This is a genomic window from Thalassospira sp. MCCC 1A03138, assembly GCF_002115785.1.
Lineage (GTDB): Bacteria > Pseudomonadota > Alphaproteobacteria > Rhodospirillales > Thalassospiraceae > Thalassospira.
Map to the genome: position 1 here is coordinate 367,398 of NZ_JFJY01000002.1, position 22,697 is coordinate 390,094.

General features: G+C 53.2%; 21 protein-coding genes. 8 read left to right on the forward strand and 13 right to left on the reverse strand.

Features of this window, described 5'->3' with window-relative positions; translation table 11 throughout:
- The first annotated feature begins 93 nt into the window (after positions 1 to 93).
- Entirely contained in the window at positions 94 to 1,092 is a 999-nt protein-coding gene (gene trpS, locus TH468_RS06475; RefSeq protein ID WP_210402222.1) for a tryptophan--tRNA ligase, read from the forward strand.
- An 84-nt stretch (positions 1,093 to 1,176) separates the two neighbouring features.
- Here the strand turns inward: trpS and TH468_RS06480 are convergent, their stop codons facing one another.
- Entirely contained in the window at positions 1,177 to 2,736 is a 1,560-nt protein-coding gene (locus TH468_RS06480; RefSeq protein WP_085642725.1) for a hypothetical protein, read from the reverse strand.
- A gap of 174 nt (positions 2,737 to 2,910) precedes the next feature.
- Positions 2,911 to 4,059: a GTP cyclohydrolase II gene (gene ribA / locus TH468_RS06485; protein ID WP_085642726.1), complete on the reverse strand. Its 1,149-nt coding sequence runs from the start codon at positions 4,057 to 4,059 to the stop codon at positions 2,911 to 2,913.
- Between the two features lie 236 nt (positions 4,060 to 4,295).
- Here ribA and TH468_RS06490 point away from each other — a divergent pair, with 236 nt between their 5' ends.
- Positions 4,296 to 4,985 carry a response regulator transcription factor gene (locus TH468_RS06490; RefSeq protein WP_007088535.1) on the forward strand — a complete coding sequence of 230 codons (690 nt, stop codon included), beginning with the start codon at positions 4,296 to 4,298 and terminating at the stop codon, positions 4,983 to 4,985.
- Positions 4,986 to 5,257: 272 nt separating this feature from the next.
- On the opposite strand, the gene TH468_RS06495 is transcribed toward TH468_RS06490, so the two are convergent.
- The gene (locus tag TH468_RS06495; protein ID WP_085642727.1) at positions 5,258 to 5,953 is read right to left on the reverse strand and encodes a YggS family pyridoxal phosphate-dependent enzyme; all 696 of its coding nucleotides are present in this window, start codon (positions 5,951 to 5,953) and stop codon (positions 5,258 to 5,260) included.
- Between the two features lie 55 nt (positions 5,954 to 6,008).
- Here TH468_RS06495 and TH468_RS06500 point away from each other — a divergent pair, with 55 nt between their 5' ends.
- A complete protein-coding gene (locus tag TH468_RS06500) occupies positions 6,009 to 6,647 on the forward strand; it encodes a thiamine phosphate synthase (protein ID WP_085642728.1) in 639 nt (212 codons plus the stop codon).
- Positions 6,648 to 6,681: 34 nt separating this feature from the next.
- Positions 6,682 to 7,902, forward strand: coding sequence for a glycosyltransferase family 9 protein (locus TH468_RS06505; RefSeq protein WP_085642729.1), 1,221 nt, complete (start codon positions 6,682 to 6,684; stop codon positions 7,900 to 7,902).
- Between the two features lie 75 nt (positions 7,903 to 7,977).
- Here the strand turns inward: TH468_RS06505 and TH468_RS06510 are convergent, their stop codons facing one another.
- The 3 genes from TH468_RS06510 to TH468_RS06520 form a co-directional block, all read right to left on the reverse strand.
- A complete protein-coding gene (locus tag TH468_RS06510; protein WP_085642730.1) occupies positions 7,978 to 9,033 on the reverse strand; it encodes a porin in 1,056 nt (351 codons plus the stop codon).
- 533 nt (positions 9,034 to 9,566) lie between these two features.
- Entirely contained in the window at positions 9,567 to 10,619 is a 1,053-nt protein-coding gene (locus TH468_RS06515; protein ID WP_037988987.1) for a porin, read from the reverse strand.
- 426 nt (positions 10,620 to 11,045) lie between these two features.
- Positions 11,046 to 12,098, reverse strand: a complete 1,053-nt coding sequence (locus TH468_RS06520; protein ID WP_085642731.1) for a porin — start codon at positions 12,096 to 12,098, stop codon at positions 11,046 to 11,048.
- Positions 12,099 to 12,375: 277 nt separating this feature from the next.
- On the opposite strand from TH468_RS06520, the gene TH468_RS06525 reads away from it, so the two are divergent.
- The 4 genes from TH468_RS06525 to holA all read left to right on the forward strand — a co-directional run bounded on the left by TH468_RS06525 (position 12,376) and on the right by holA (position 15,171).
- Positions 12,376 to 12,915, forward strand: a complete 540-nt coding sequence (locus TH468_RS06525; protein ID WP_371268727.1) for a DUF3576 domain-containing protein — start codon at positions 12,376 to 12,378, stop codon at positions 12,913 to 12,915.
- Positions 12,916 to 13,002: 87 nt separating this feature from the next.
- On the forward strand, positions 13,003 to 13,620 hold the full coding sequence (locus TH468_RS06530) for a hypothetical protein (RefSeq protein ID WP_139834656.1): 618 nt from the start codon (positions 13,003 to 13,005) through the stop codon (positions 13,618 to 13,620).
- Positions 13,617 to 14,126: an LPS assembly lipoprotein LptE gene (locus tag TH468_RS06535; protein ID WP_085642734.1), complete on the forward strand. Its 510-nt coding sequence runs from the start codon at positions 13,617 to 13,619 to the stop codon at positions 14,124 to 14,126. The genes TH468_RS06530 and TH468_RS06535 overlap by 4 nt, the downstream gene beginning before the upstream one ends.
- Positions 14,127 to 14,139: 13 nt before the next feature.
- Positions 14,140 to 15,171 carry a DNA polymerase III subunit delta gene (gene holA / locus TH468_RS06540; protein WP_085642735.1) on the forward strand — a complete coding sequence of 344 codons (1,032 nt, stop codon included), beginning with the start codon at positions 14,140 to 14,142 and terminating at the stop codon, positions 15,169 to 15,171.
- Positions 15,172 to 15,260: 89 nt separating this feature from the next.
- Here the strand turns inward: holA and TH468_RS06545 are convergent, their stop codons facing one another.
- From TH468_RS06545 to TH468_RS06575, 7 genes are all read right to left on the reverse strand, one after another.
- Positions 15,261 to 16,514, reverse strand: coding sequence for a ParB/RepB/Spo0J family partition protein (locus tag TH468_RS06545; protein WP_085642736.1), 1,254 nt, complete (start codon positions 16,512 to 16,514; stop codon positions 15,261 to 15,263).
- Positions 16,511 to 17,335: a ParA family protein gene (locus TH468_RS06550; protein WP_062950071.1), complete on the reverse strand. Its 825-nt coding sequence runs from the start codon at positions 17,333 to 17,335 to the stop codon at positions 16,511 to 16,513. The genes TH468_RS06545 and TH468_RS06550 overlap by 4 nt, the downstream gene beginning before the upstream one ends.
- Positions 17,332 to 17,967: a 16S rRNA (guanine(527)-N(7))-methyltransferase RsmG gene (rsmG, locus tag TH468_RS06555; protein ID WP_085642737.1), complete on the reverse strand. Its 636-nt coding sequence runs from the start codon at positions 17,965 to 17,967 to the stop codon at positions 17,332 to 17,334. The genes TH468_RS06550 and rsmG overlap by 4 nt, the downstream gene beginning before the upstream one ends.
- A 284-nt stretch (positions 17,968 to 18,251) precedes the next feature.
- Complete coding sequence (mnmG, locus tag TH468_RS06560; RefSeq protein WP_085642738.1) at positions 18,252 to 20,150, reverse strand: tRNA uridine-5-carboxymethylaminomethyl(34) synthesis enzyme MnmG; 1,899 nt, start codon at positions 20,148 to 20,150, stop codon at positions 18,252 to 18,254.
- Between the two features lie 146 nt (positions 20,151 to 20,296).
- The gene (mnmE, locus tag TH468_RS06565; protein ID WP_085642739.1) at positions 20,297 to 21,706 is read right to left on the reverse strand and encodes a tRNA uridine-5-carboxymethylaminomethyl(34) synthesis GTPase MnmE; all 1,410 of its coding nucleotides are present in this window, start codon (positions 21,704 to 21,706) and stop codon (positions 20,297 to 20,299) included.
- A 319-nt stretch (positions 21,707 to 22,025) separates the two neighbouring features.
- Positions 22,026 to 22,349 (reverse strand): ferredoxin, encoded by a 324-nt coding sequence (locus tag TH468_RS06570; protein WP_085642740.1) that lies wholly within the window; start codon positions 22,347 to 22,349, stop codon positions 22,026 to 22,028.
- Positions 22,350 to 22,363: 14 nt separating this feature from the next.
- Positions 22,364 to 22,633 carry a DUF6489 family protein gene (locus TH468_RS06575; protein ID WP_085643019.1) on the reverse strand — a complete coding sequence of 90 codons (270 nt, stop codon included), beginning with the start codon at positions 22,631 to 22,633 and terminating at the stop codon, positions 22,364 to 22,366.
- Positions 22,634 to 22,697: the final 64 nt, after the last annotated feature.

The window sequence follows — 22,697 nt, forward strand, 5'->3', positions numbered from 1 at the left end:
GAAGATTTGCAGGCTCGTCCGCCGGCGGGTGTCCAAAACCTGGCGGAGCATGCAGATCAATCAACACATTTTTTGGAAATGGACGACACCGTTATGGAACGTGTTTTTTCGGGTGCTCAGCCCACTGGTAACCTTCATCTTGGCAACTATCTTGGTGCGATCCGCAATTGGGTCGCCCTGCAGAAAGACTTCGAATGCATCTTCTGCGTCGTTGATCTACATGCCATAACCGTCTGGCAAGAGCCCAATGAACTGCGTTCCAACATCCGCGAACTTGCTGCCAGCATGATCGCATCTGGCATTGATCCGGAAAAACATGTCCTGTTCAATCAAAGTCAGGTTTCGGCACATGCCGAACTGGCCTGGATTTTCAACTGTATCGCGCGCATCGGCTGGCTGAACCGTATGACCCAGTTCAAGGAAAAGGCCGGCAAGAACCGTGAAAACGCATCACTTGGTCTTTATGCATATCCAAGCCTGATGGCCGCCGACATTCTGGCCTACAAGGCAACCCATGTGCCGGTCGGCGAAGACCAGAAGCAGCATCTTGAACTGACCCGCGACATTGCGATCAAGTTCAACAATGATTTTGGCGTCGAGTTTTTCCCGCAACCAGATCCGCTGATTCTTGGTCCGGCAACGCGTGTGATGTCACTACGTGACGGTTCGAAAAAGATGTCGAAATCCGATGCATCGGATATGTCGCGCATCAACATGACCGACGATGCCGACACGCTAGCAAAGAAAATCCGCAAGGCCAAAACCGATCCGGAACCGCTGCCAAGCGAGGCTGCGGGTCTTGAAGGCCGCCCCGAGGCCAAAAACCTGATCACCATCTATGCCGCACTGACCGATGCAAATGTTTCTGACGTTCTGGTAGAACATGGTGGAACCCAGTTCTCGGGCTTCAAACAGGCGCTGACCGATGTTGTTGTCGAAAAACTGGCACCAATCACCGAAGAAATGGCACGTCTTAAAGCCGACAATACCTATATCGACGCAGTTCTGGCGAAGGGTGCAGAACGTGCGGATGCCATTGCCCAGCCGATCCTCAAAGAGGTCAAGGAAATCGTCGGTTTCCTTAATCGCTAAAATCGCCAAGGATTCGTTACTAAATCAAAACAAAACCCGACGTCAAACGATTGTCGGGTTTTTTGATACTTTATGATCGGGTAATCAGATTGAATTGCCTGCGGGCTGCTGGCGACCTTCCTGCATTGCCTGGTATTTCTTAAGCCCGTCCATCATGGTCTGACTGAACCAAACTCCGACCGGGGCGTCGCTATTGCTGTGGCTTTGTGCTTTTTCCATCAATGGATGGACCATTTCGGCACTGTCTGCGCTATCATTGCGCGCTATGTCGGGCTCTGAATTTGCCCTATCATCGCGCTGAATCTGCTGACCTGATGCCGGCTTGTCCTGTGCCACCGCATTGGTCGATGCAACGGCATCATTTGCCATGGTTTGCGCCCGATCACGGCCAAGGGCTGCGTTAAACCGTGCGGCCATTTCCGCGGCACTCAAGGGGCCCTGCTGCCCCAAACCTGCTTCTTGTGAATTTGCCGGTTTGGTTACGTCACCCTGCTTGATCTTGGCATACTTTGCCTCCCGGGCAGCAATTTCGGGCGCGACGCCAAATTGCGATGTTCCACGGCTTAACCGCCCGGAACTTTGCGCACGTGCCCAGACCGTATCACCATTTTCGCTGCTAAAGGATGCGCGCTGTATCATGCCCTGATGTCCATTGCGGCTATCCTCTGCTGTGCGCATGGTCATGTTTGATGCAATATCACTCTGCCCGGCACGTGCAATTGCTACGGCCAGTTCGGCCGGATCGGCATCCTGCGCGTCGATATTGGTTCCGGCCACATCATCCCCTGCCTTGGCCAAAAGACGCTGGGCGGTCTGTATTGCGGGATCATCGCCCGCTGACATTGAAGCTGACGACGCTGCGACCTGCTGTCGGGCAACTGATTGCGTCAGGGTTTGAGCATTAGAGACGGCCGGACTTGCGACTGGTTTAACAGCACCATAGGCAACTGCGGCATTGGCATTACGAACCGCCCCGCCCCAAGGCGTCACCAGATCAGCCGCATTATAGGCCATGGTACCTGTTTGGGTCGTAGTACCCGGCTGTTCGTTCATCGCCAGGGTCTCAACACCGGCCACCGGGGCAGCATCGGTAATTGTTGCTTGTTCGGCGGGATCGACCGGTAAACCATCCTCACCGCCCATTGACCTGTCACCAACCATCCACGGCAGGACAAGATCGCTGGCCCCGCCAGTTGGGCCACCTTCGAGCGATGCATCGGCCATCATCGGCTGATCTGCCGGGGCCTCGTCACCTTCAAACATCGCCATGATATGCGCACCGGTATCTTCACCGGTCGCCATATCGACAACCGCATCAACCGCCGCACCGGCCAGACCAAAGATACCGCCAAACAGACCGCCACCAACAACGCGCGCACCATTGCCAAGCTCGTCGCCTGTGATGCTGCGGTAAACCATGCCCACGCCGGGGATATGCTGCAAAGGATTGATCACATCGAGGAAATCGGTGAATTCAAAGCCGTCCTTTCCGAACATATATTCGGAAAAGCTGCGGCCTTCTTCAGCACCATCAACAAGCTGCTCGGCTGCACCCGATCCAGCAGACCCGCTGCCTGCCGTTCCGTTTGCGATGCTTGCCCCGTTACCGGGCGATATTTGCCGCCAATCTGCACCAATCGACATATCTGTCCTCCTCTTGCCAACTATTTTGCAAAAGGAGTGCCAGTTTTGTTTCTAGTTAAGGTATTGATTTTAATGGAATTTATTGAAAGAGAATTTGACGCAGAACTGCCTGTCGGAATCTTCTGCCGGGTAGCATCAGGCAGTCATAATCAGGCGGCTTCCGTTATGCGCGACTCAAAACAGATGGCCCGCGCGGTCCTTTTTGGTCTGAAGATAAAATTCGTTATGACCATTGGACGGAAACTTGTGCGGCACACGTTCGGCAACCGTCACGCCCCAGCTTTCAAGCCCAGTAAGCTTTTCGGGATTATTGGTCAGGAGCCGGACAGTTTCAAACCCCATCTGACGCAGCATTTCGGCAGCTGGCCGATAAACCCGTTCATCAGCATCAAAACCAAGTTCCTCGTTGGCATCCAGCGTATCAAAACCGCGGTCCTGCAATGCATAGGCGCGCAATTTGTTCACAAGCCCGATACCGCGCCCTTCCTGTCGCAGGTAAAGAATAATTCCGCCCTGCTCGCTTTTCGCAATTTCGGCAATCGCTCCGCGCAATTGCGGTCCGCAATCACATCTCAGCGACCCGATCAAATCGCCGGTAAAGCATTCTGAATGCAGCCGGATCAAAACCGGCTGATCTTTTGCCGGCTCATCAATCACAATCGCCAGATGTTCCTGACCACCATCTTCCGGACGAAACGCGATAACCGTTGCGTTCTCGGCATTTTCCAACGGAACGCGTGCTTCGCTGACCTGGCGCAGGGTTGCGGCCGATGCGTCTTCGTATCCATTGATGCTCTCGGACTGAAGCACCAGAAGGTTCTGCACCTTTGACAGCATTTCAAGCTGTTCGGGGTCAACCGGTGCCGTCACCACCGCCGGTAGCAACCGAGCCAGCTTCGCAAGGCGAATGGCCGCACTTTCGGCCATATTGACCGGACGCCACGCGCCAGCTGGCATGCTTTCAAGATCCAGCAACGGATTGGCTATCTCGGCCAACACTTTCGCATCAACAGCGGATTTTTTGGCGCTGACAAAAGCAATGAAATGATCGTTTTTACAGGTCTTGCCGAGCGATCTGGCCCGCACGCGCGGCAAAACAATCGCGGTATTTCCGCTTTTGCCAGCAATGTCATGAAGGCGCGCCAACCCGTGGTCGGAAAGCGGTTCGGCAGCAATCACCGCCACACAATGGGCAATGCTGTTTGCCTGTCCCTGGACCAGAACGATTTCACCGCGCCGCAAATCGGCAACAGCACGCGATACGGTCACCAGATCGGTCGCGGAAACATTGGCTTTTGATGGCACGGCAGCAGATTGGGTCATTGCAGTCTTTGTTTCTTCTGGGTCATACACGGATGATCACAACATCGCGATCCGGTCGGTATGGGGCTGGATAGGGTGCACGTCAATGGGCTAAAGCGAAAACAGTTTGTTCTTCAAAACGCAGTATGAGACTCTGATCCTAAGTATATGGCGGGCCTACGAGAACAATGCCACAAAAAGAACCGTCGGCAGGCCCAGAATATAGGCGGGATTTAGCAAGCAGCAAGGGATGGCGAATGTCGACAGGTAAACAGGTTCTGGTGGTCGAAGATGACGCGGCACTTAGCCAGTCTCTCACCGAACAGCTCCGGCTTCATGAGGAATTCGAATGTGTCGTCGCCAATAGTGGCCAAAACGCCCTCGAAGTCGCCAAAGAAAATTACTACGACATTATCCTTCTTGATGTCGGCCTGCCCGATATGGATGGTCGTGATGTCTGCAAACTGATGCGGCGCGCCGGGGTCAAATCCCCGATCATCATGCTGACCGGTGCCGATAGCGATTCCGACACGATCTTGGGCCTTGAATCGGGTGCCAACGACTATGTTACCAAACCGTTCCGCCTGAACGTGCTGCTGGCACGCATTCGTGCCCACATTCGCCAGCATGAACAAAGCGAAGACGCTGTTTTCGTTATCGGCCCCTACAGCTTTCAGCCCAGCGCCAAACTTCTGATCGAAACCACGACCGAGAAAAAAGTTCGCCTGACGGAAAAGGAAACCTCGATCCTGAAATTCCTGTTCCGCGCTGGCGACAAGCCGGTCACACGCGAAACCCTGCTTGACGAGGTTTGGGGCTATAACGCCGGGGTCACCACCCACACGCTGGAAACCCACGTTTATCGCCTGCGCCAGAAAATCGAAAAGGACCCGTCAAACGCGACGATCCTGGTCACCGAGCCTGGCGGCTACAAGCTCGTTCCATAACCAGACCCAGACAAACCGCAGAAATACAAATAATTTGCAAAAATCCCGCCGGGCTATATCCACTTGGCGGGATTTTTGATTTTTTTCGTCACAAAACGGCTTTGAATGCGTCTTATACGTCTGGGCCAGTTATCCACATTTCCTGCCAAATTCGGGCATTTGACCGAAATCACACCTTAAAGATAGAAAAATCGGCGTTTACAGCATCAGATTTGCGTCGAAAGCAATAAAAACAGAGTTGCAGCCGTCTTTAAAAGGCTTCATCTGGCGATTTAATAGCCCCGTGAGCCGAAAATTGCTGTCCCGATACGGATATGGGTCGCGCCAAGCCGGACTGCTGCTTCGTAATCGCCACTCATGCCCATGCTGCGAATGGCCAAACCATGACGGTCGGCAATTTTGCCTAACAGGACAAAATACGGTGCCGGTTCCTCATCCACCGGCGGGATGCACATCAATCCCTTGATCGGCAATTTCAGGCGTTCGATACAGTCGATAATAAAATCATCGGCATCGGCCGGGGCTATTCCGGCTTTCTGCGGTTCTTCTCCGATATTGATCTGGATATAAAGATCGGGGCATTCGCCGATCGTATCGCGATGCTTTGCCAGCGCATTGGCAAGTTTTGGACGATCAACGGTTTCGATCACATCAAACAACACAACCGCATCTTTTAGCTTGTTGGTCTGAAGAGGCCCGATCAGATGCAGTTCGATATCAGGGAATTCATCCCTGAGGCCCGGCCATTTCCTTGCTGCTTCCTGTACCCGGTTTTCACCAAACACCCGCCGCCCGCCGACAAGAGCGGGGTGCACATGATCGGCGTCGTGGTTCTTGCTGACACAGATCAAGGTGACATCGCTGGGTGCGCGACCAACCGCTGTACAGGCTTTATCGATATTTTGCTGGATCTCGGCAAGATTGGCCGCGATGTCGGGATTGCCGGATGACAGATGCTGATCGCTCATGGATGATGGCCCAAATAGGTACAGGAATCGGTGAAACAGAATCGGGATACTATCAATGGATGCCACACTGGCAAAGCAGGCACGCCAACTCAATTTGCGCAATGGCGGTCCTGATTGCCCAATCCCGCCGATCATATTGATGACCGACGACAAACGCGTGCCCGATCCGATCCCGGCAATCATCGGTCTGCCGCGCAGAAGCATGGTCATTTTCCGACACTACGGGCTCAACCCTAAGGACCGTGCACACCTTGCCTACATCGTTCGGCGAACCTGTCGCCAATATGATCACCTTTGCCTGATTGCCGATGATCTTGCACTGGCCTTGCGCCTAGATGCCGATGGTATTCATTTGCCGGAATACCACATCGAGAAAAGACCGCATATCTATCGGCAAATACCACACGACATGTTTGTGACATCCGCCTGCCACAGCTTGCAAACCCTGCGCAAGCTGGCACTTCTCGCACCCGATCAACGTCCCGATGGGGTTCTGATCTCGCCGGTTTTTGCCTCCCAAAGCCACCCCGGTCAACCGGGCATGACGTTTTCGATATTCCTTCAAAGAACTGCTTTTTGCCTCAGTCTTGGCCTTATCCCCGTTGCCCTTGGCGGCATAAAACCTGACAATGTCGCCCTGTTAAAGGGATCGGGCGTTGCATCTTTGGCCGGGATCGGGTTCTCTGCCACATAACACCGAGCAAAAGGTGACCGGAGATCGCCCGAAAATGCCTGCACATCACCATCCCGCCCGTAAGAAATTTACCCGGTTTTCATCAAAACAGCCGTTTCAGTTCGGCCTGCCCAATGTCAGCCCGAACCTCGTGCAGGCATCGGATAATAGCCCGGCCTATCTGACACGCGCCTCATCGCTTTTGCGCCAGCAAATTCTTGCCAATGCGCCATCAGTAAAAATCATATCAGATAGCGTTCAACCTGATGTCCTTGCCCGCGGTGCATGGGCCGATACTGATTTTGATCGTAAACGGGTCCTGTTTTTGATCCCGGACGATGCGATTGGCGATTGTGTCGGCATGGTTCTGTTTCTACGTGCCTTTGCAACAAAATATCCCGGCGTGAAAATCGCTGTGCTCAATAGCGGTACGGCGTCTGACATATTCGCCACCATCCCCGATATCACGATCTTTCAGCTTTTCATCTCCGCCAAACGCCTCAAAACATTCGACTATCTGATCGATTTCAGCGAGATGGAAGGCTGGAAAGATATCGCGACCATGCCAGTTAACCCGGAAGAGGCACTTTGCGAGGCATTCGGAGTTCCGCCGATCCCGCTTGCATCCGAGCGCGCGCCGAAACTGGCATCGGGTATGAAAATTGGCATCCTGCCAATGGCCTCATCCCCCCTTCGCACCCTTCCCCCGGAACTAGTGCACGAAACCACGGAACTCCTTGCACAATCCGGATTTGAAACCACTCTGATTCTCAACGCCTATCAGGGGGTAATGAAGAGATACAAGGACACGATCGGGTCGTTCAACACGCCGAATATCCGCGTCGTTGACGGTTTCAAAACCATCGGAAATCTCGTGTCCTTCATCCGGGAACAGGATTATGTCGTTCTGGCCGATAGCGGACCTGCTCATATCACCAAGCTGTTTCAGACGCCCGGCATTGGCATCTATAGCTCGGCCTCTGCCACCGTTTTACAGGGCCGCCACCACAACCTTTACCCTTGGCAAAGCAGTTATAAAGGCGAGTTCTGCGAAGCGCCCTGCGGGCTTGCAAAATTGCGCGCAACCACATCGGGTGAAATCGGATGCATGGGTAGCCTCCGACTTCCAATGTCGGAACTCGGAAACCTGCCTGTCAATTCTGACAGAGCACTGGCCGAACGGCTTGTGACCGAAAATCCGGTTCCCTGTGTTGCCGACCTTGTCGCACAGAAAGACCGCTTTTTAGCTTTTCTGCGTCAGGATATCGGGATCTGAGCCGGAAACACGGATGTTGAACAAAAAGAAAAGGGCGGAAAACCGCCCTTTTCAAATCATGCTAATTCCTAGGAATTAGAAAGTCAGTGCCAGACCGGTGACAACGCCGTAACCGTCATTGTCCTCTGCGCCATCGACTTCGTCATCGAACCAGAAGATCGAGGATTTCCAGGCAACGCCGGCACCAAGGGTGTAAGCAAGGCCAAGATCCGCGGTGCTGATTTCACCGGTACCATTACCACGGCTGCCATTACCATATTCAGCATAGCCATAGGTCAGAGATACAGCTGCGGCATCCATTTCATAGGAAACGCCGATATCGAACTGATCGGTATCGTCCGGATTGCGGCTACCTTCGCTGAAGCCATAGTCATCATCTGTATGTGAATAGGAACCGCCAACGGTAAAGTTGCCGAAACCAACATTCAGACCGCCGCCAACAAGGTTGCCTTCACCCCAGTTTTCGCCAATCGCCGAAACGCCAAGCGAGATGCCACTGAAATCACCGGTATATTCAAGAGCACCGGAAACGATGTTATCGCCAGAGCCAGAGGTGTCTGAACCATAGATGCTCTGGGACCCGGGAGTCGTGCTTACATTCAGGCGACCATTTTTCTCACTATTATCAGCAAAGGACACACCTGCTCGGAAACCGCTAATGCTTGGCGTGAAGTACGTAACGCGGTTCTGATCACCATTCGGGACAGTGGTGTCAATCAGATAAGAGTTTACCCAGATGTCGAGGTCACCATCGTTAACACCAACAGGACCGACCGCGGGTGCAACAATCTGCATCGAGTCGGCCGCGCTGTCGTTTTTGCCCATTTCGATGCGGCCGAAATTGCCGCTTATATACAGGTACTGTTCATCAATCTGGTCGCTGGAAGTTTCACCTTCCAGTTCCACAACCGCGCCAACTTCAATACCGTTATCAAGAGTCGTGGAACCCTTAAAGTGAATCTCGGTGTCGGACTGGAAGGCATTGTTGCGATCACCGACTTCCTGATCAGCAAAACCGGCCCATTGGTTCATGTAGCCACCAACCGACAATTTAATCGGCTCGGACGCCTGAGCCTGACCCGCAAACGCAACAGCGACAAGCGCGCTGGAAGCGATCAATAATTTTTTCATCTTAACCTCTTGATTTTACGTGTGCACCGGGTGTTTGGCCTGCCCGGACTCTCCAGACTCATAAAACGACAAAAATGACCGGCGGTCAATTATAATGGAATGCAGAACATATTTTCTGTACATACGTGTGGCAGAATAAGCACATAGAGGTAAATTACCTCTCACTTACACGGGAAATCGTATTATTTCAAAAGGCCTTGAAACTTAGATCACCTTCGCATATATGACTATTGGTCATTTAAATCCTTGCTGAAGCAACAAGTGCTGGAAACTTGGCTATCCCACACATGGCCAAAGATGACATCATCGCGCAGGCAACCCTTTGCCTGCGCGAATTTTTATTGTCCAAGCACAAAACAAGCAAAAGTTGATTAATATAGCAACGATATCCCTACTGAATAACGCATCACGATACTGGAACATCTGCACTTTCCAAATAAAAAAATCCCGCTCAACGTTTTGCTACGCTGCGGGATTTTAAAAAAAAGGGGACGGTAAACCGCCCCCTTCAAATCGCACTAATTCGAACCGAATTAGAAGTCGAGACGCAGACCGGTTACAACACCGTAGCCATCGTTATCCGAACGGCTCGCACCAGCATCGGTGTCCTGATCGAACCAGAAGACCGACGAACGCCACGAAACGCCAGCACCAAGCGCATAACGCAGGCCAAGATCGACTGCGCTAACGTCACCTGAACCGAAATCTTCATAACCGTAGGTCAGGGAAACGGCAGCAGCATCCATGGCGTAAGAAACACCGATGTCAAATGCGTCCAGATCCTGGCCAGCAGTGTCACGCGAGCTCAGACCATAATCGTCTTCGGTGTGACCGTAAGAACCACCAACGGTGAAGTTGCCGAAACCAACATTGGTACCAAACCCGTACCAGCTGCCTTCGCCCTGGTTTTCACCAACAGCCGACAGACCAAGCGATACGCCACCGAAGTCACGATTGAATTCCAGACCAGCAGAAACAATGTTATCACCATTGCCCGAAGTATCGGAGCTAAGAATGCTCTGCGAACCAGCGGTAGTGGAAACGTTCGCGGTACCGTTTTTGCCGCTATCATCAGCAAACGACACACCTGCACGGAAACCACCGAAGACCGGGGTGTAATAGGTAGCACGATTCTGGTCACCGCTGGAGCGAACAGTGTCGATCAGATAAACGTTCGACCACTGGTCCATGTCACCATCGTTGACACCAACCGGACCGACTGCCGGTGCAGTGATGCCCATGTCATCGGCAGCACTGTCGTCTTTACCCAGTTTGAACTGACCAAAACCACCGTTGATGTAAAGGTACTGTTCGTCAATCTGGTCAGTCGAGGTTTCGCCTTCGAGTTCAATTACCGCACCGATTTCAATGCCGTTATCAAGCGTGGTGGAACCTTTGAAGTGAACTTCGGTGTCCGACTGGAAGGCGTTTTTACGACCACCTGAAGCAGTGGTGTCTTCGTCAGAGAAGCCAGCCCACTGTTCCATGTAACCGCCGACCGACAACTTGATCGGTTCGGAAGCCGAAGCCTGACCTGCGAAAGCGACAGCGACGAGCGCGCTGGAAGCAACAAGAATCTTTTTCATCTTACCCTCTTAATAATCTGTAGCCGATCAGCAACACCGTATTCCACACAACACGTCGGCTGATCACTGAACGAGAGTAAAACGGATATAGTGACTTACGGTCAATTGATTTAAGTGACCATCGACCAGTTATGTCATTACATGTGATATTTTGATCACATATACTGCCCATTTTTCGTCATTATTTCCTGACCACAAGCTACAAGTTACCGAAAGCAACGTCTTACAGCGAAAAATGCCTCCCGATAAATGACTATATATTCACTTATGTTTGCTCGCTACGACAAGGCCTAATTTTAGGTATAAATTGTAAAACAAAGACCACAATAATGATCTGACAGACCGAACTGCTGAAAGCTTCCAAAACAAAAAAGAAGGGAGCGATTTCTCGCTCCCTTCTCGCTTTTCTAGCTCTCTATTAGAGAATTAGAAGGACAGTTTCAGGCCGGTAACGGCACCGTAACCATCGTTGTCGCTTGCTGCACCAGCTTTGTCATCATCAAACCAGAAGACAGAGGACTGCCATGCAACGCCTGCACCAAGCGTGTAGCTCAAGCCCAGAGCTGCGCCCTGAGTTTCGGTGCTGCCAGTTTCCTGATAAGCGTAGGTTGCCGAAACAGAAGCAGCGTCCATGGCGTAAGAAACGCCGAGGTCGAATGCGTCGGTATCGTCGAGACCAGTGGTGCTGTTACGCGAAGAGAGGCCATAGTCGTCTTCTTTACGACCGTAGGAGCCACCAACCGTGAAGTTGCCGAAGCCAACGTTCGCGCCGACACCATACCAGTTACCTTCACCCTGATTTTCGCCTTCAAGCGACAGACCGAGGGAGAAACCATCGAAATCATTCGAGTAAGCAACTGCAGCGGAAAGCACATTGTCACCGTTACCAGAAGTGTCAGATGCATAGATGCTCTGGGAACCGGCAGTGGTAGAAACATTAAGCGAACCGTTGGTCTGGCTATTATCAGCGAACGAAACACCAGCCTGGAAACCACCGAAGTTCGGGGTGTAGTAGGTCACGCGGTTCTGGTCACCTGAAGACGGAACGGTATCGATAACGGTCATGTTGACCCAATCTTCCATGCCGCCATCGTTCGGGCCAACCGGGCCAACAGACGGAGCGGTAACACCCATGGCGTCAGCTGCGCTGTCGTTTTTACCCATTTCGATACGACCGAAGCCGCCGTTGACGAACAGGAACTGCTCATCGACCTGGTCGGTCGAGGTTTCGCCTTCGAGCTCGATACGTGCGCCAATTTCGATGCCGTTATCAAGAGTGGTCGAGCCGGTGAAGTAAACTTCGGTGTCAGACTGGAACGCGTTTACACGACCACCAGCTGAATCGAGGTCCTGGTCAGCGAAACCAGCCCACTGTTCCATGTAACCGCCAACCGACAATTTAATCGGCTCAGAAGCCGAAGCCTGGCCTGCGAAAGCAACAGCGACGATTGCGCTGGAAGCAAACAGAATCTTTTTCATCTTTTCCCTCAACGTCTTTGCAAGTGCGGAAAACCGCCTAACAAAAATAGGTGAACGACTTTTCGCCGTTCGGTTCGGGGGTAATGGAGCCAGTAAAACTATGGCACGTCAACAACACTGTGATCGAAAAGATACATTTCCGCAGAACAGTTGCATATATAGCACACATGTTTTTGTTTGCTGAAAGCCTTGTCGGTCCTATAGTGCGGACAGAAATTCTGATAACTCAGACAAGGAATGGACCGTGCGATTGTCTCTCTTTAAAGCTTTTGCCTCGATGGCGATATGTGTGCTCCTTGTAGCATGTGGTGCGGGGACCCAGTCGGAATATGACAGTTACCCGGGTTCAGCTCCTGGAGATAAGCGCGTCGGAACAACCGGTCGATCGCAAACAATCGCGGACCAGAAAAAAGAAGGCACCCTTTTTGGTCCCGAGGGCTTTAACTTTCTGGGTGGCGATGAAAACAAAAATCAGGGTGGCGGCACCGGTATTGGTGTGAACAGCTTCCTGTGGCGCGCATCGCTTGATACGCTGTCCTTCATGCCGCTGAATTCAGCCGATCCGTTTGGCGGTGTAATCATTACCGATTGGTACAGCCCGCCGGAAACACCAAACGAGCGTTTCAAGATTACCGGCTATATCCTCGGTACCGCCCTTCGCTCCGACGCGATTAAGGTCGCTGTCTTCCGTCAGGTCCGCGTTGGAACGGACCAATGGGCAGATGCTGTGGTCGAACCAAGTACCGTAACCGCAATGGAAGACTCGATTCTGACCCGTGCGCGTCAACTGCGCATTGACAGCGCAACCGCACAATAAGCATTCTGTTTGGATATGCCAGACACACCTATATATGTGTCAGATAAATACAACCCCCATTCGCTGACACGTGAATGGGGGTTTGTCTTGGCCCTTCATAGACCTGCATTTTCAAAATACGGCGATGATCTGCACGTTGGGCGACTTGCAATCGCGTGCGAAATTCTTGGCCTGCTTCCTGCTTGGGAAGAACAAAAGGATTTTCCGCGCCAGCCAAAAAATGCCGGACCGGTTTCAACAGACATCATCGACAACAATCTGACAAAGCTTCATTCCCAGATAGGGAGTGATATCTTGTGCCTCTCGCTTCTCGCAGATGTGCCACTTGATCGTCCTTTGCATATTACCCAGAACAGCCTGATCGGCCATTGGCGCTGGCTGCGTCAGGTTTGGACCAAACTGGCGATAGGCGAGCAGGCCTTTACCTTTATGCCTGAAGCCCAGACTCACAGTTTACGAAATACGCCGAAAAGCAAAATTGTAGATGAGCTTGAAAAGGGTCGTTTCAATACGGCCATTGCGAACCTGCGCAGCGACTTCAAGTCTCTTTCAAATAACAGCGACTCAGCTAAAAATCTTGAACTCAGACTTTCTTTCATCAAGAACCTAACTCTGTTTTGCCCTTTGATCGGATCGGAACTATTGTATCGTCTTGGTCATGCGCCTTTCGGCACAAACCATCACGCAAAAAATAGCGAGGAATGACGTTGCGCGCCCTGTTATCGATTATCGCCGTGCTTGCCCTGACTGGCCTCACCGCTTGCGGATTCCGCCCTCTTTATGCCGAGGATAAAGGCGGTGACAGTACCGCGGCCGATATGGCGAGGGTCAAAATATCGATGATGGAAGACCGAATCGGACAAATAACACGTAACGTTCTGGTCGAAACGCTGACCCCGCGCGGCCAAACTGTTCGGCCGGAATATACCCTCGATATTACTCTTGATGAATCAACTTCCGAACTCGGTTATACCAAGGACAATGTAGCAACCATTGCCGACTACATTTTGAGCGCCCAGTACCAACTTTCTCGAATTTCCGACTCAAGAATACTCCGTTCAGGCACGCTTCGCGCCCGAACAACTTACAACCTTGTCGACTCCGACTTTGCCTCACTAGAAGCAGAGTCCGCCGCCCGCTCAGACGCTGCCCGCAATCTTGCCCGACAGCTTGCCAATCAGGTCGCCGTTGGCCTGCGCAGCGGACGTTAGGTAATATCACGCCATGAAGCTCAAGGCGGCACAGGTTGAAAACTTCCTTCGCGCTCCCGATGCCAAGGCGCAACTCGTCCTGATCTATGGCGAGGATGAGGGGCTTGTACGAGAACGTGCGGTCAGACTTGCCAAAACCGTGGTCGAGGATCTCAAGGACCCATTCCGCGTAATCGAACTTGGCACTGCCCAGCTTAAGGAAGACGCAAGCCGTCTGCGCGATGAAGCCGCCGCAATCAGTTTCGGCGGTGGGCGCCGTGTGATCCGAATCCGCGATATTGGCGAGGCACAGGCCCCCGTAATTGCCGATTTCCTTGCCGATCCCGCCGGTGATGCCCTGATCGTCATCGAAGCTGGCAGCCTTGCGTCCAAATCCAAACTGCGTCAAGCGGTCGAGAAAGCTGGTAATGGTATGGCGCTACCCTGCTATGCCGACAGCGGACGGGATATCGAAGCCCTGATCAATTCCGTCATGGAAGATCACAAACTGCGCATTGATCGCGATGCCATACGCTATCTGGTCGGCAATCTCGGCTCTGACAGGATGATTTCACGAAGCGAACTTGAAAAACTGGCTCTTTACGCTCTGAAAGAAGGCCAGGTCACATTGGCCTGCGCGACGGCCTGTGTTGGGGATAGTTCCGCCCGCCATTATGACGATGTCGTGCAGGCCGTATCCCAGGGCAATGTCGCAAGCCTTGATAGCGCCCTGACACGTCTGGTCGAAGAAGGCCTTAATCCCGTTGGCGCACTTCGTATGATGATTGGCTACTTTCAGAAACTCCATCTGGTTAAAGGCCAAATGGCCCAGGGAACCAATGCCGAGCAGGCAATGAAATCGTTGCGTCCCCCCCTGTTTTTCAAAGCTGCCGATCAGTTTCGCGCCAGTTTAAACAATTGGGCGCTTAACAATCTGCAACGTGCCCTGCAAATCTTGCTCGAAGCAGAAAAAGACTGCAAAAGCGGCCTTGCCATCCCGGAAACCATTGCACACCGGGCCATGATCAAGGTCGCCGTCGCCCGTCAAAAACAAGGAAGACGTTAACAATCCCAAATATTTAGCAAAGGAAAACGGCCCCGGCGATCGAGTCGTACAGGTCCGTTTAACGAGAACGAAATATCGATAAAACCTGGTCAGTTTCCTCGCGTTTGCGCTTTCTTTCCTGCCAGATGATCGTTATGCATGGCTTCCGCATCAGACAGTGTCTCAAGTACCTCTTCGCTGACTTCGTCTTGCTCGATCGGCAAATCACCCTCAGGTTCTTCGGCAAACGCATTTTCGGCATCCTCGTCGTCGTCAAACCCAATCTCTGTCGCATCAGCAATCGATTCGAGTTCGTCGGTCAGAAGAGCCTCATCGCTGTCAGGACCATCCGCTTCATCGTCAATAAACATCGAGTCGAACTCGTTGTCCACGTCACCTTCGGGAACAAGCGGATCATTTTCATCATTTACCGGCACAGATTCGCCCAACCGTCCCTGACTCAAGCGTTTGAGAATATCGTCAAGTTGCTCAAGTGTTTCATACCGGACAGAGATTTTGCCCCCCGCCCCGTCAAAATCGATATTTACCGCCAACCCCAACATATTGCTAAGGTCATGTTCCAGAGCCACTGTATCTGGATCTTTATCGCTTTTGTGTCCAGCCGAGGACTTTTTTGGACGCGCGGTTTTACCACCGTCACTTTTTACCAGTTTTTCAGTCTGACGAACGTTCAGGCCCTTCTTAACGATCTGGGTCGCCAGCTCGACCGCATTGTCTGCTCCCAAAAGCGCACGAGCATGACCGGGGCTCAGCATCCTGTCCGATAGCATCTGCTTGATCGGCGATGGCAGGCTCAACAAACGCAGGCTGTTGGCAATATGACTACGGCTTTTGCCGAGCGCTTGGGCCAGTGCCTCCTGAGTATGCGAGAAATCGCTCATCAGACGGCTGTAACCTTCGGACTCCTCAAGCGGCGACAGATCCTGCCGTTGCAGGTTTTCGATCAGGGCAATCTCGGCGGTTTCCCGGTCGTCAAAATCACGCACCAGAACCGGTACTTCGTGCAATTGTGCCCGCTGTGCCGCGCGCCAGCGCCGTTCGCCAGCAATGATTTCGTATGTTGTTTCGCCCGTAGAAGATGCACGCACCAGAATCGGCTGAATAATGCCTTTCTGGCGGATTGATGCCGCCAGATCGTCAATCGCCTCATCATCAAAATTGCTGCGTGGCTGGAATGGTGACGGTTTCAGGTCTGTGATAGCAATCAGCTGTGTGGTACCACCCGGGCCGGGATGAGCTGTATTCTCGTTACCACCGGCAACCGCTGCGCCAACATCCTCGTCTTCCTCGCCCAGCAGGGCCGAAAGTCCACGTCCCAAACCGCGCTTCTTTGCCTCGCTCATGCCTTCACCCCTTCGCGTTTCAGAACTTCGCTTGCCAGATTAAGATATGCCCGTGACCCCGGACATTTCATGTCATAAACCAGCACCGGCGTTCCGTGGCTCGGCGCCTCGGACACACGAACATTGCGTGGGATCACCGTGCGGTAAACGACATCACCGAAATAATCGCGCACGTCATTGGCAACCTGTGCCGACAAATTATTACGTTTGTCATACATCGTCAAAACGATGCCCTGGATTTCGAGCGCCGGATTAAACGCCTTTTTTACCCGCTTGATAGTCCGCACCAGGTGGCTGATCCCTTCAAGGGCAAAGAATTCGCACTGCAACGGCACCAATACCGCATCACTCGCCACCAGCGCATTCAACGTCAGCAACCCAAGCGATGGCGGACAATCAATCAGCACGTAATCAACATCATGCGGTAAGCGACCCAGCGATTCCTTAAGCTGCATTTCGCGGCGGTCAAAATCGACAAGCTCAATCTCCGCGCCTGACAGATCCATACCCGAAGGCACGATGCTCAACCGTGGAATGGCGGTCGGCTTGCGCGCTTCTTCCAGCGTATTTCCATTGATCAACACGTCATAGGAACTGATCTGCCGTTCCGACGGACGCAGGCCCAAGCCCGTACTGGCATTGCCCTGCGGATCAAGATCGACGATCAGAACCCGCTGGTTTACAGCCGCCAGTGCGGTCGCCAAATTGATCGTGGTCGTGGTCTTGCCGACTCCGCCCTTCTGATTGGCAACGGCAATGATCCGCGGCCGGTGACCGGCCTCGGAAGAGATTGAAAGCGGCAGATCAATAACGTCGGTCACCGGTCAACTCCTTGCAAAATCATCACCACGCCTTCGGGATCAACCAGACTGGCATGGGTGGTTACAGTGAATGTCCATCCGGCTGCACGTGCTTCAGCCAGTTCATCCTTAAAGGCACGTCCCTTCAGCAATACATAATATCCGTCCGGTTTCAGATGACGCTGACCAAGTTCCAGAAGCCTTGGCAGTGGCGCAAACGCACGGGCCGTAATAACGTCCGCTTCACGTGGTGCAGCGGTTTCGATCCGTTCGCGTGCAATCTTTGTCTGCTCCAGCACACCACAAACCCGCGCCGCTTCCAGCAAAAACACGGTTTTTTTGGTGTTTGATTCCATTAAAGTCACGTCATTTGCGCCCAAGATAGCCAAAACGATGCCCGGGAATCCTGCCCCGGAGCCGAAATCAACGATCTTACCGCTATCGACTACTTCATTCAGATATGGCAAAAGCTGCGCTGAGTCCTGCAAATGGCGCGCCCAGACGTCTTCCGCTGTGCTAGCACCAACGATATTGATCCTCGGCTGCCATTTGACAACGAGATCAGCATAAAGTCCAAGTCGATCCAATGTTTCACGTGAAACATTCAAATCGGTCTCAAACCATGTTTTTACGGGTTCTGAAATGGATTGCATGCTTGAGTTATAATCCGCGTTAACGAATCGCACCAGACTTGATTTTTAGATTAACGCGTTTAACCGCGTCGAAACCGAAAATTTTTGGCAAAAACACGGAAATGTTTCACGTGAAACATTCTAGGTGACGATCAAATAAGATGCCCTCCTATCAAGATACGTTCACGTTCGCCTTCTCCTGCGCATTCCACCGGCTTCGACAAAAGTTGCTTCCAAAAGACGATAAAAAAAGCAGCATATATATGCTGCCTTGTCTTATGTCCAACCCGATTGCTGATAGAGCCTCAGGCACCGCGAACAACTTTGTGCTTGTGGCTTTTAATATGACCAAGCAAAGCGGTCACTGCCGCCGGAGTCACGCCCGGAATGCGTGATGCCGCACCAATGGTTTCGGGCTGGATTTCTTTGAGTTTCAACCGGATTTCCGCCGACAGGCTACCAACGCTGTCGAAGTCAAGATCGCGTGGCAGGCGCAGTTCCTCGTCCCGACGGAAGGCCGCAACATCGGCGGACTGTCGTTCGAGGTAACCTTTATACTGAGCATCAATTGACACCTGGTCAAAGATTTCCGGAGTAATTTCCGAAAGTTGCGGCCAGACACGAGTCAGCGTATCGAAATCAATGTCCGGATAGGCCAGCAGATCATACGCAGAGCGCCGCACCCCATCCTGGTTGATCTTGATATCGTGCTTGGCAAGGCCATTCGGCGTTTCGGTTAGGTTAGAGACCGTCCGCTTGGCCGCTTCAAGGGCAAGCTTTTTGTCGCCCCAAACCTGCGCGCGGTGCGAGGCAACGCAACCAATTTCAAGACCTCGATCAGTCAGGCGCTGATCGGCGTTATCAGCGCGTAGCATCAGGCGATACTCGGCGCGCGACGTAAACATGCGATAGGGTTCGCGCGTACCGAGGGTCACCAGATCGTCGATCATCACACCGATATAGGCATCGGCACGATCCAGAACAAACTCACGATCAACAGACCCCGCAGTACTGCCCGCAACCAACGCCGCATTGACACCGGCAACAAGTCCCTGCCCGGCAGCTTCTTCATAACCTGTCGTGCCATTGATCTGCCCGGCGAAGAACAGCGCACCGACTTTCTTGGTTTCCAGCGTATGGCGCAGCTCGCGCGGATCAACGAAATCATATTCGACGGCATAGCCAGGACGGAAAATCTCGACCTTCTCAAGCCCCGGAATCGTAGCCAGCATTGCAAGCTGAACTTCCTCAGGCAATGAGGTCGAAATACCATTCGGATAAACCGTCGGATCATCAAGCCCTTCCGGCTCCAGAAAAATCTGGTGCTGATTCTTTTCGGCAAAACGCACTACCTTGTCTTCTATGGACGGGCAATAACGCGGGCCGCTGCTTTTGATCTGACCGCTATACATCGGCGCCCGATGCAGGTTCGCACGGATAATCTCGTGCGTCGCCTCGGTCGTCCAGGTCATGTGACAAGGGATTTGCGGAACGGTAATTTCGCTGGTCAGGAAGGAAAACGGATCTGGCGGATTATCCCCCGGCTGTTCCTGCAGGCTTGCCCAATCAATGGTGCGGCCATCAAGCCGTGCTGGGGTACCGGTTTTCAGGCGTCCCAAACGGAAGCCGAATTTTTCCAACGTCTCCGAAAGACCAAGAGCCGGCGCATCGCCGATGCGGCCCGCCGGTGTGGTTTTTTCGCCAATATGAATAAGACCGCGCAGGAACGTGCCCGTTGTCAGAACCACCGCCCCGGCGCCATATTCGCGTCCATCTTCGGTGATGACACCGGTCACACGGTTGTCCCCGCCTTCGGCAATTTTAAGGTCGTGAACCGCACCTTCGATGATCGTCAGGTTTTCCTGATGAGCCAGAATGTCCTGCACCGCTTCGCGATACAGCTTGCGATCCGCCTGTGCCCGCGGGCCACGCACAGCCGGCCCCTTGGACCGGTTAAGCATCCGGAACTGGATACCGGCCCGGTCAATCGCCCGCCCCATCACACCGTCAAGCGCGTCGACCTCCCGGACCATATGGCCCTTGCCCAACCCGCCAATTGCCGGGTTGCACGACATTTCGCCAATTCGATCGGCGCGATGTGTGATCAGTGCCGTTTTAGCCCCCATGCGCGCAGCCGCAGCCGCAGCCTCGCACCCGGCATGGCCCCCGCCAACAACAATCACATCAAAACGGTTATCCGACATCGAATTCCTCGCTGAATTCCTTGATCGCGCAAAAGCTGTAATATCAGGCCAAAGCCACACAGCTTGCGCGTCTTGTTCAGGTCTTAATTCACAATCACGCGCCATCGACAGTGCCAATGTTTCACGTGAAACAATTCTTGATAATCTTATTTGCCAATACAGAAGTCGCCGAAGATAATATCAAGCAGGTCTTCCACATCGACGCGTCCGGTGATCTTGCCGATTTCACGCACGGCGAGGCGAATATCCTCGGCCGCCAGTTCGGCAATATCAGTCTGCAATCCGCGATCCAGATGATCACTGGCACGTTCAAGTGCCTGGCGGTGCCGCAGCCGTGTCAGGGGTACCGGTCCCGCAAAATCGAGCCCCTCTTTTACGCGAGTCTCCAGCAGTTGCAAGAGGCTTTCCATCCCCAGCCCGGTCATGGCCGATATGGGCAAAACGGGAAGCTCAAGCTGATCACCGCCTGCTGATTGCCCAGACCAGACCGCCGGAACATAGCCAGTATCCGCCACGTCAACCTTATTGACCAGCAGGATCGTATTGCCATCAATCAGGCGCGCAGCCTCTGCATCAATGCGCGGCCAATCGCCTTGATCCACCACAACAAGACGCAGATCGGCATCCTCTGCCCGTGCCGTTGCACGCCGAACCCCTTCGGTTTCGATAACATCGCCGCTTTCTCGAAGACCAGCGGTATCCACCATGGTGACCGGGAAACCACCAAGATCAAAATGGACCTCGATCATATCTCGGGTGGTTCCGGCAATCTCGGACACAATTGCCGCGTCGCGCCGTGCCAGCCGGTTCAGAAGGCTCGATTTCCCGGCATTGGGCGCACCGAGAATCACAATCTGGAACCCTTCGCGCAACCGTTCGCCGCGCCGATTGTCGGCGAGATGTTTATCCATCTCGCCGTGAACGGATGACAAATCACCACGTACCACCGGCACAATACCACCAGGCAAATCTTCGTCCGGAAAATCGATATCCGCCTCGATATAGGCCAATGCCTTCATTAAACGCGCGCGCCAGTTTTCGTAAAGGGCGCCCAATTCGCCTGCCATCTGGCGCACGGCCTGCCTGCGTTGGGCCGCGGTTTCGGCATCGATCAGATCGGCAATGCCCTCGGCCGCGGTCAGGTCCATTTTGCCATTTTCGAAGGCACGTCTGGTATATTCCCCCGGTTCGGCAATACGCAGGCCCGGCCGAGCGGCCAAGCAATCAAGAACACCGTCGATTACCGCACGCCCGCCATGAGTATGAAGCTCGACGACATCCTCGCCTGTAAAGCTGGCCGGCCCGACAAAGTAGATCGCCACCGCATCATCAAGTCGCTCGTTCGTTTTCGGATCATGGATCGGCGCATAGATCGCATGACGTGCCTTTGGTAGGCTGTCGCGGCCCAGAAGTGCACACAATGTCGCCCCAGCCATTGGCCCGGATAGCCGGATAACCGCCACCCCGGCCCGCCCAGCGCCGCTGGAAAGGGCAAATATGGTGTCTGTCTGGCCCACTCGGATCGGGGTTCCACTGTCGGTCACGTTAATCGTCATCCGTTCTGCTATCCGTCACGCCATCTGAAGAAAAATGTTGCTGGCTGTCCATATCGGTCAGCCTTCTGCGAAGGTCAACATATAGCTGCAATTACAAACAGGGCTTTAAGGCTGCACAAGATAGCTGAAAGCGGCATATCATCACCTTTCTGAGCACCACATGATCCTCGCGGAAACCGGTTTCCAGTTTGATTGGCAGATCTTTGGAAACAGCACCAACTTGTTACCGTTCTCGTTGCCAGAAAGCGCAAAACGGCCCCTGTCGGAGCCGTTTGAAGTGATTGTCCTAATGATGATGCCGCGCATCACGCCTTACCGGTTATTGATCCGGGCTTAGGCGCAGCCGTTCAACCACCTTTCCCCCGACCAGATGGTCATTAAGGATGGTATCAATATCTTCGATCGTCTCGTAACGATACCAAGTGCCTTCGGGATAGATCACCATCACCGGCCCCAGTTCGCAGCGATCAAGACATCCGGCGGTATTGATCCGCGTCAGTGGCAGGCCAAGTTCCTTGGCACGTACCTTCATGTAATTGCGAAGCTTGGTCGCCCCTTTGGAATTACAGCATCCGCGTTCATGGCCAGCAGGCCGTTCGTTCTGGCACACGAAAACATGTGCCTCATAGTAATGGTCACGCATGGGTTTGGGTCTGCCTAGCCTTTATCTTTCTTGTCACCGCTACCGGTCCCAGCGCCGCCAGCATTGAACTGGCCCCAGAAGGCTTTTTGCAGCTGCTCCCAGTTCTGGATGCCCTGCGGCAGCCAGGTATTGAGCATGGTTTCCGGGTCCATCGCCGCTAGATTGGCTTTCATGCGGTCTTCGATATCCTGCATCATTGCCTTTTGCATCGGCTGGACATCAGGAAGACCAAAAAAGGTCCTTGCCTCTTCCGGTGTGCAGTCAATATTCACGGTTACTTTCATGGCCCTGATCTCCTCATGCGTTTTTTGTTCGCGGTGTCTTTGTCTGGTTGTCGCCATTATGACG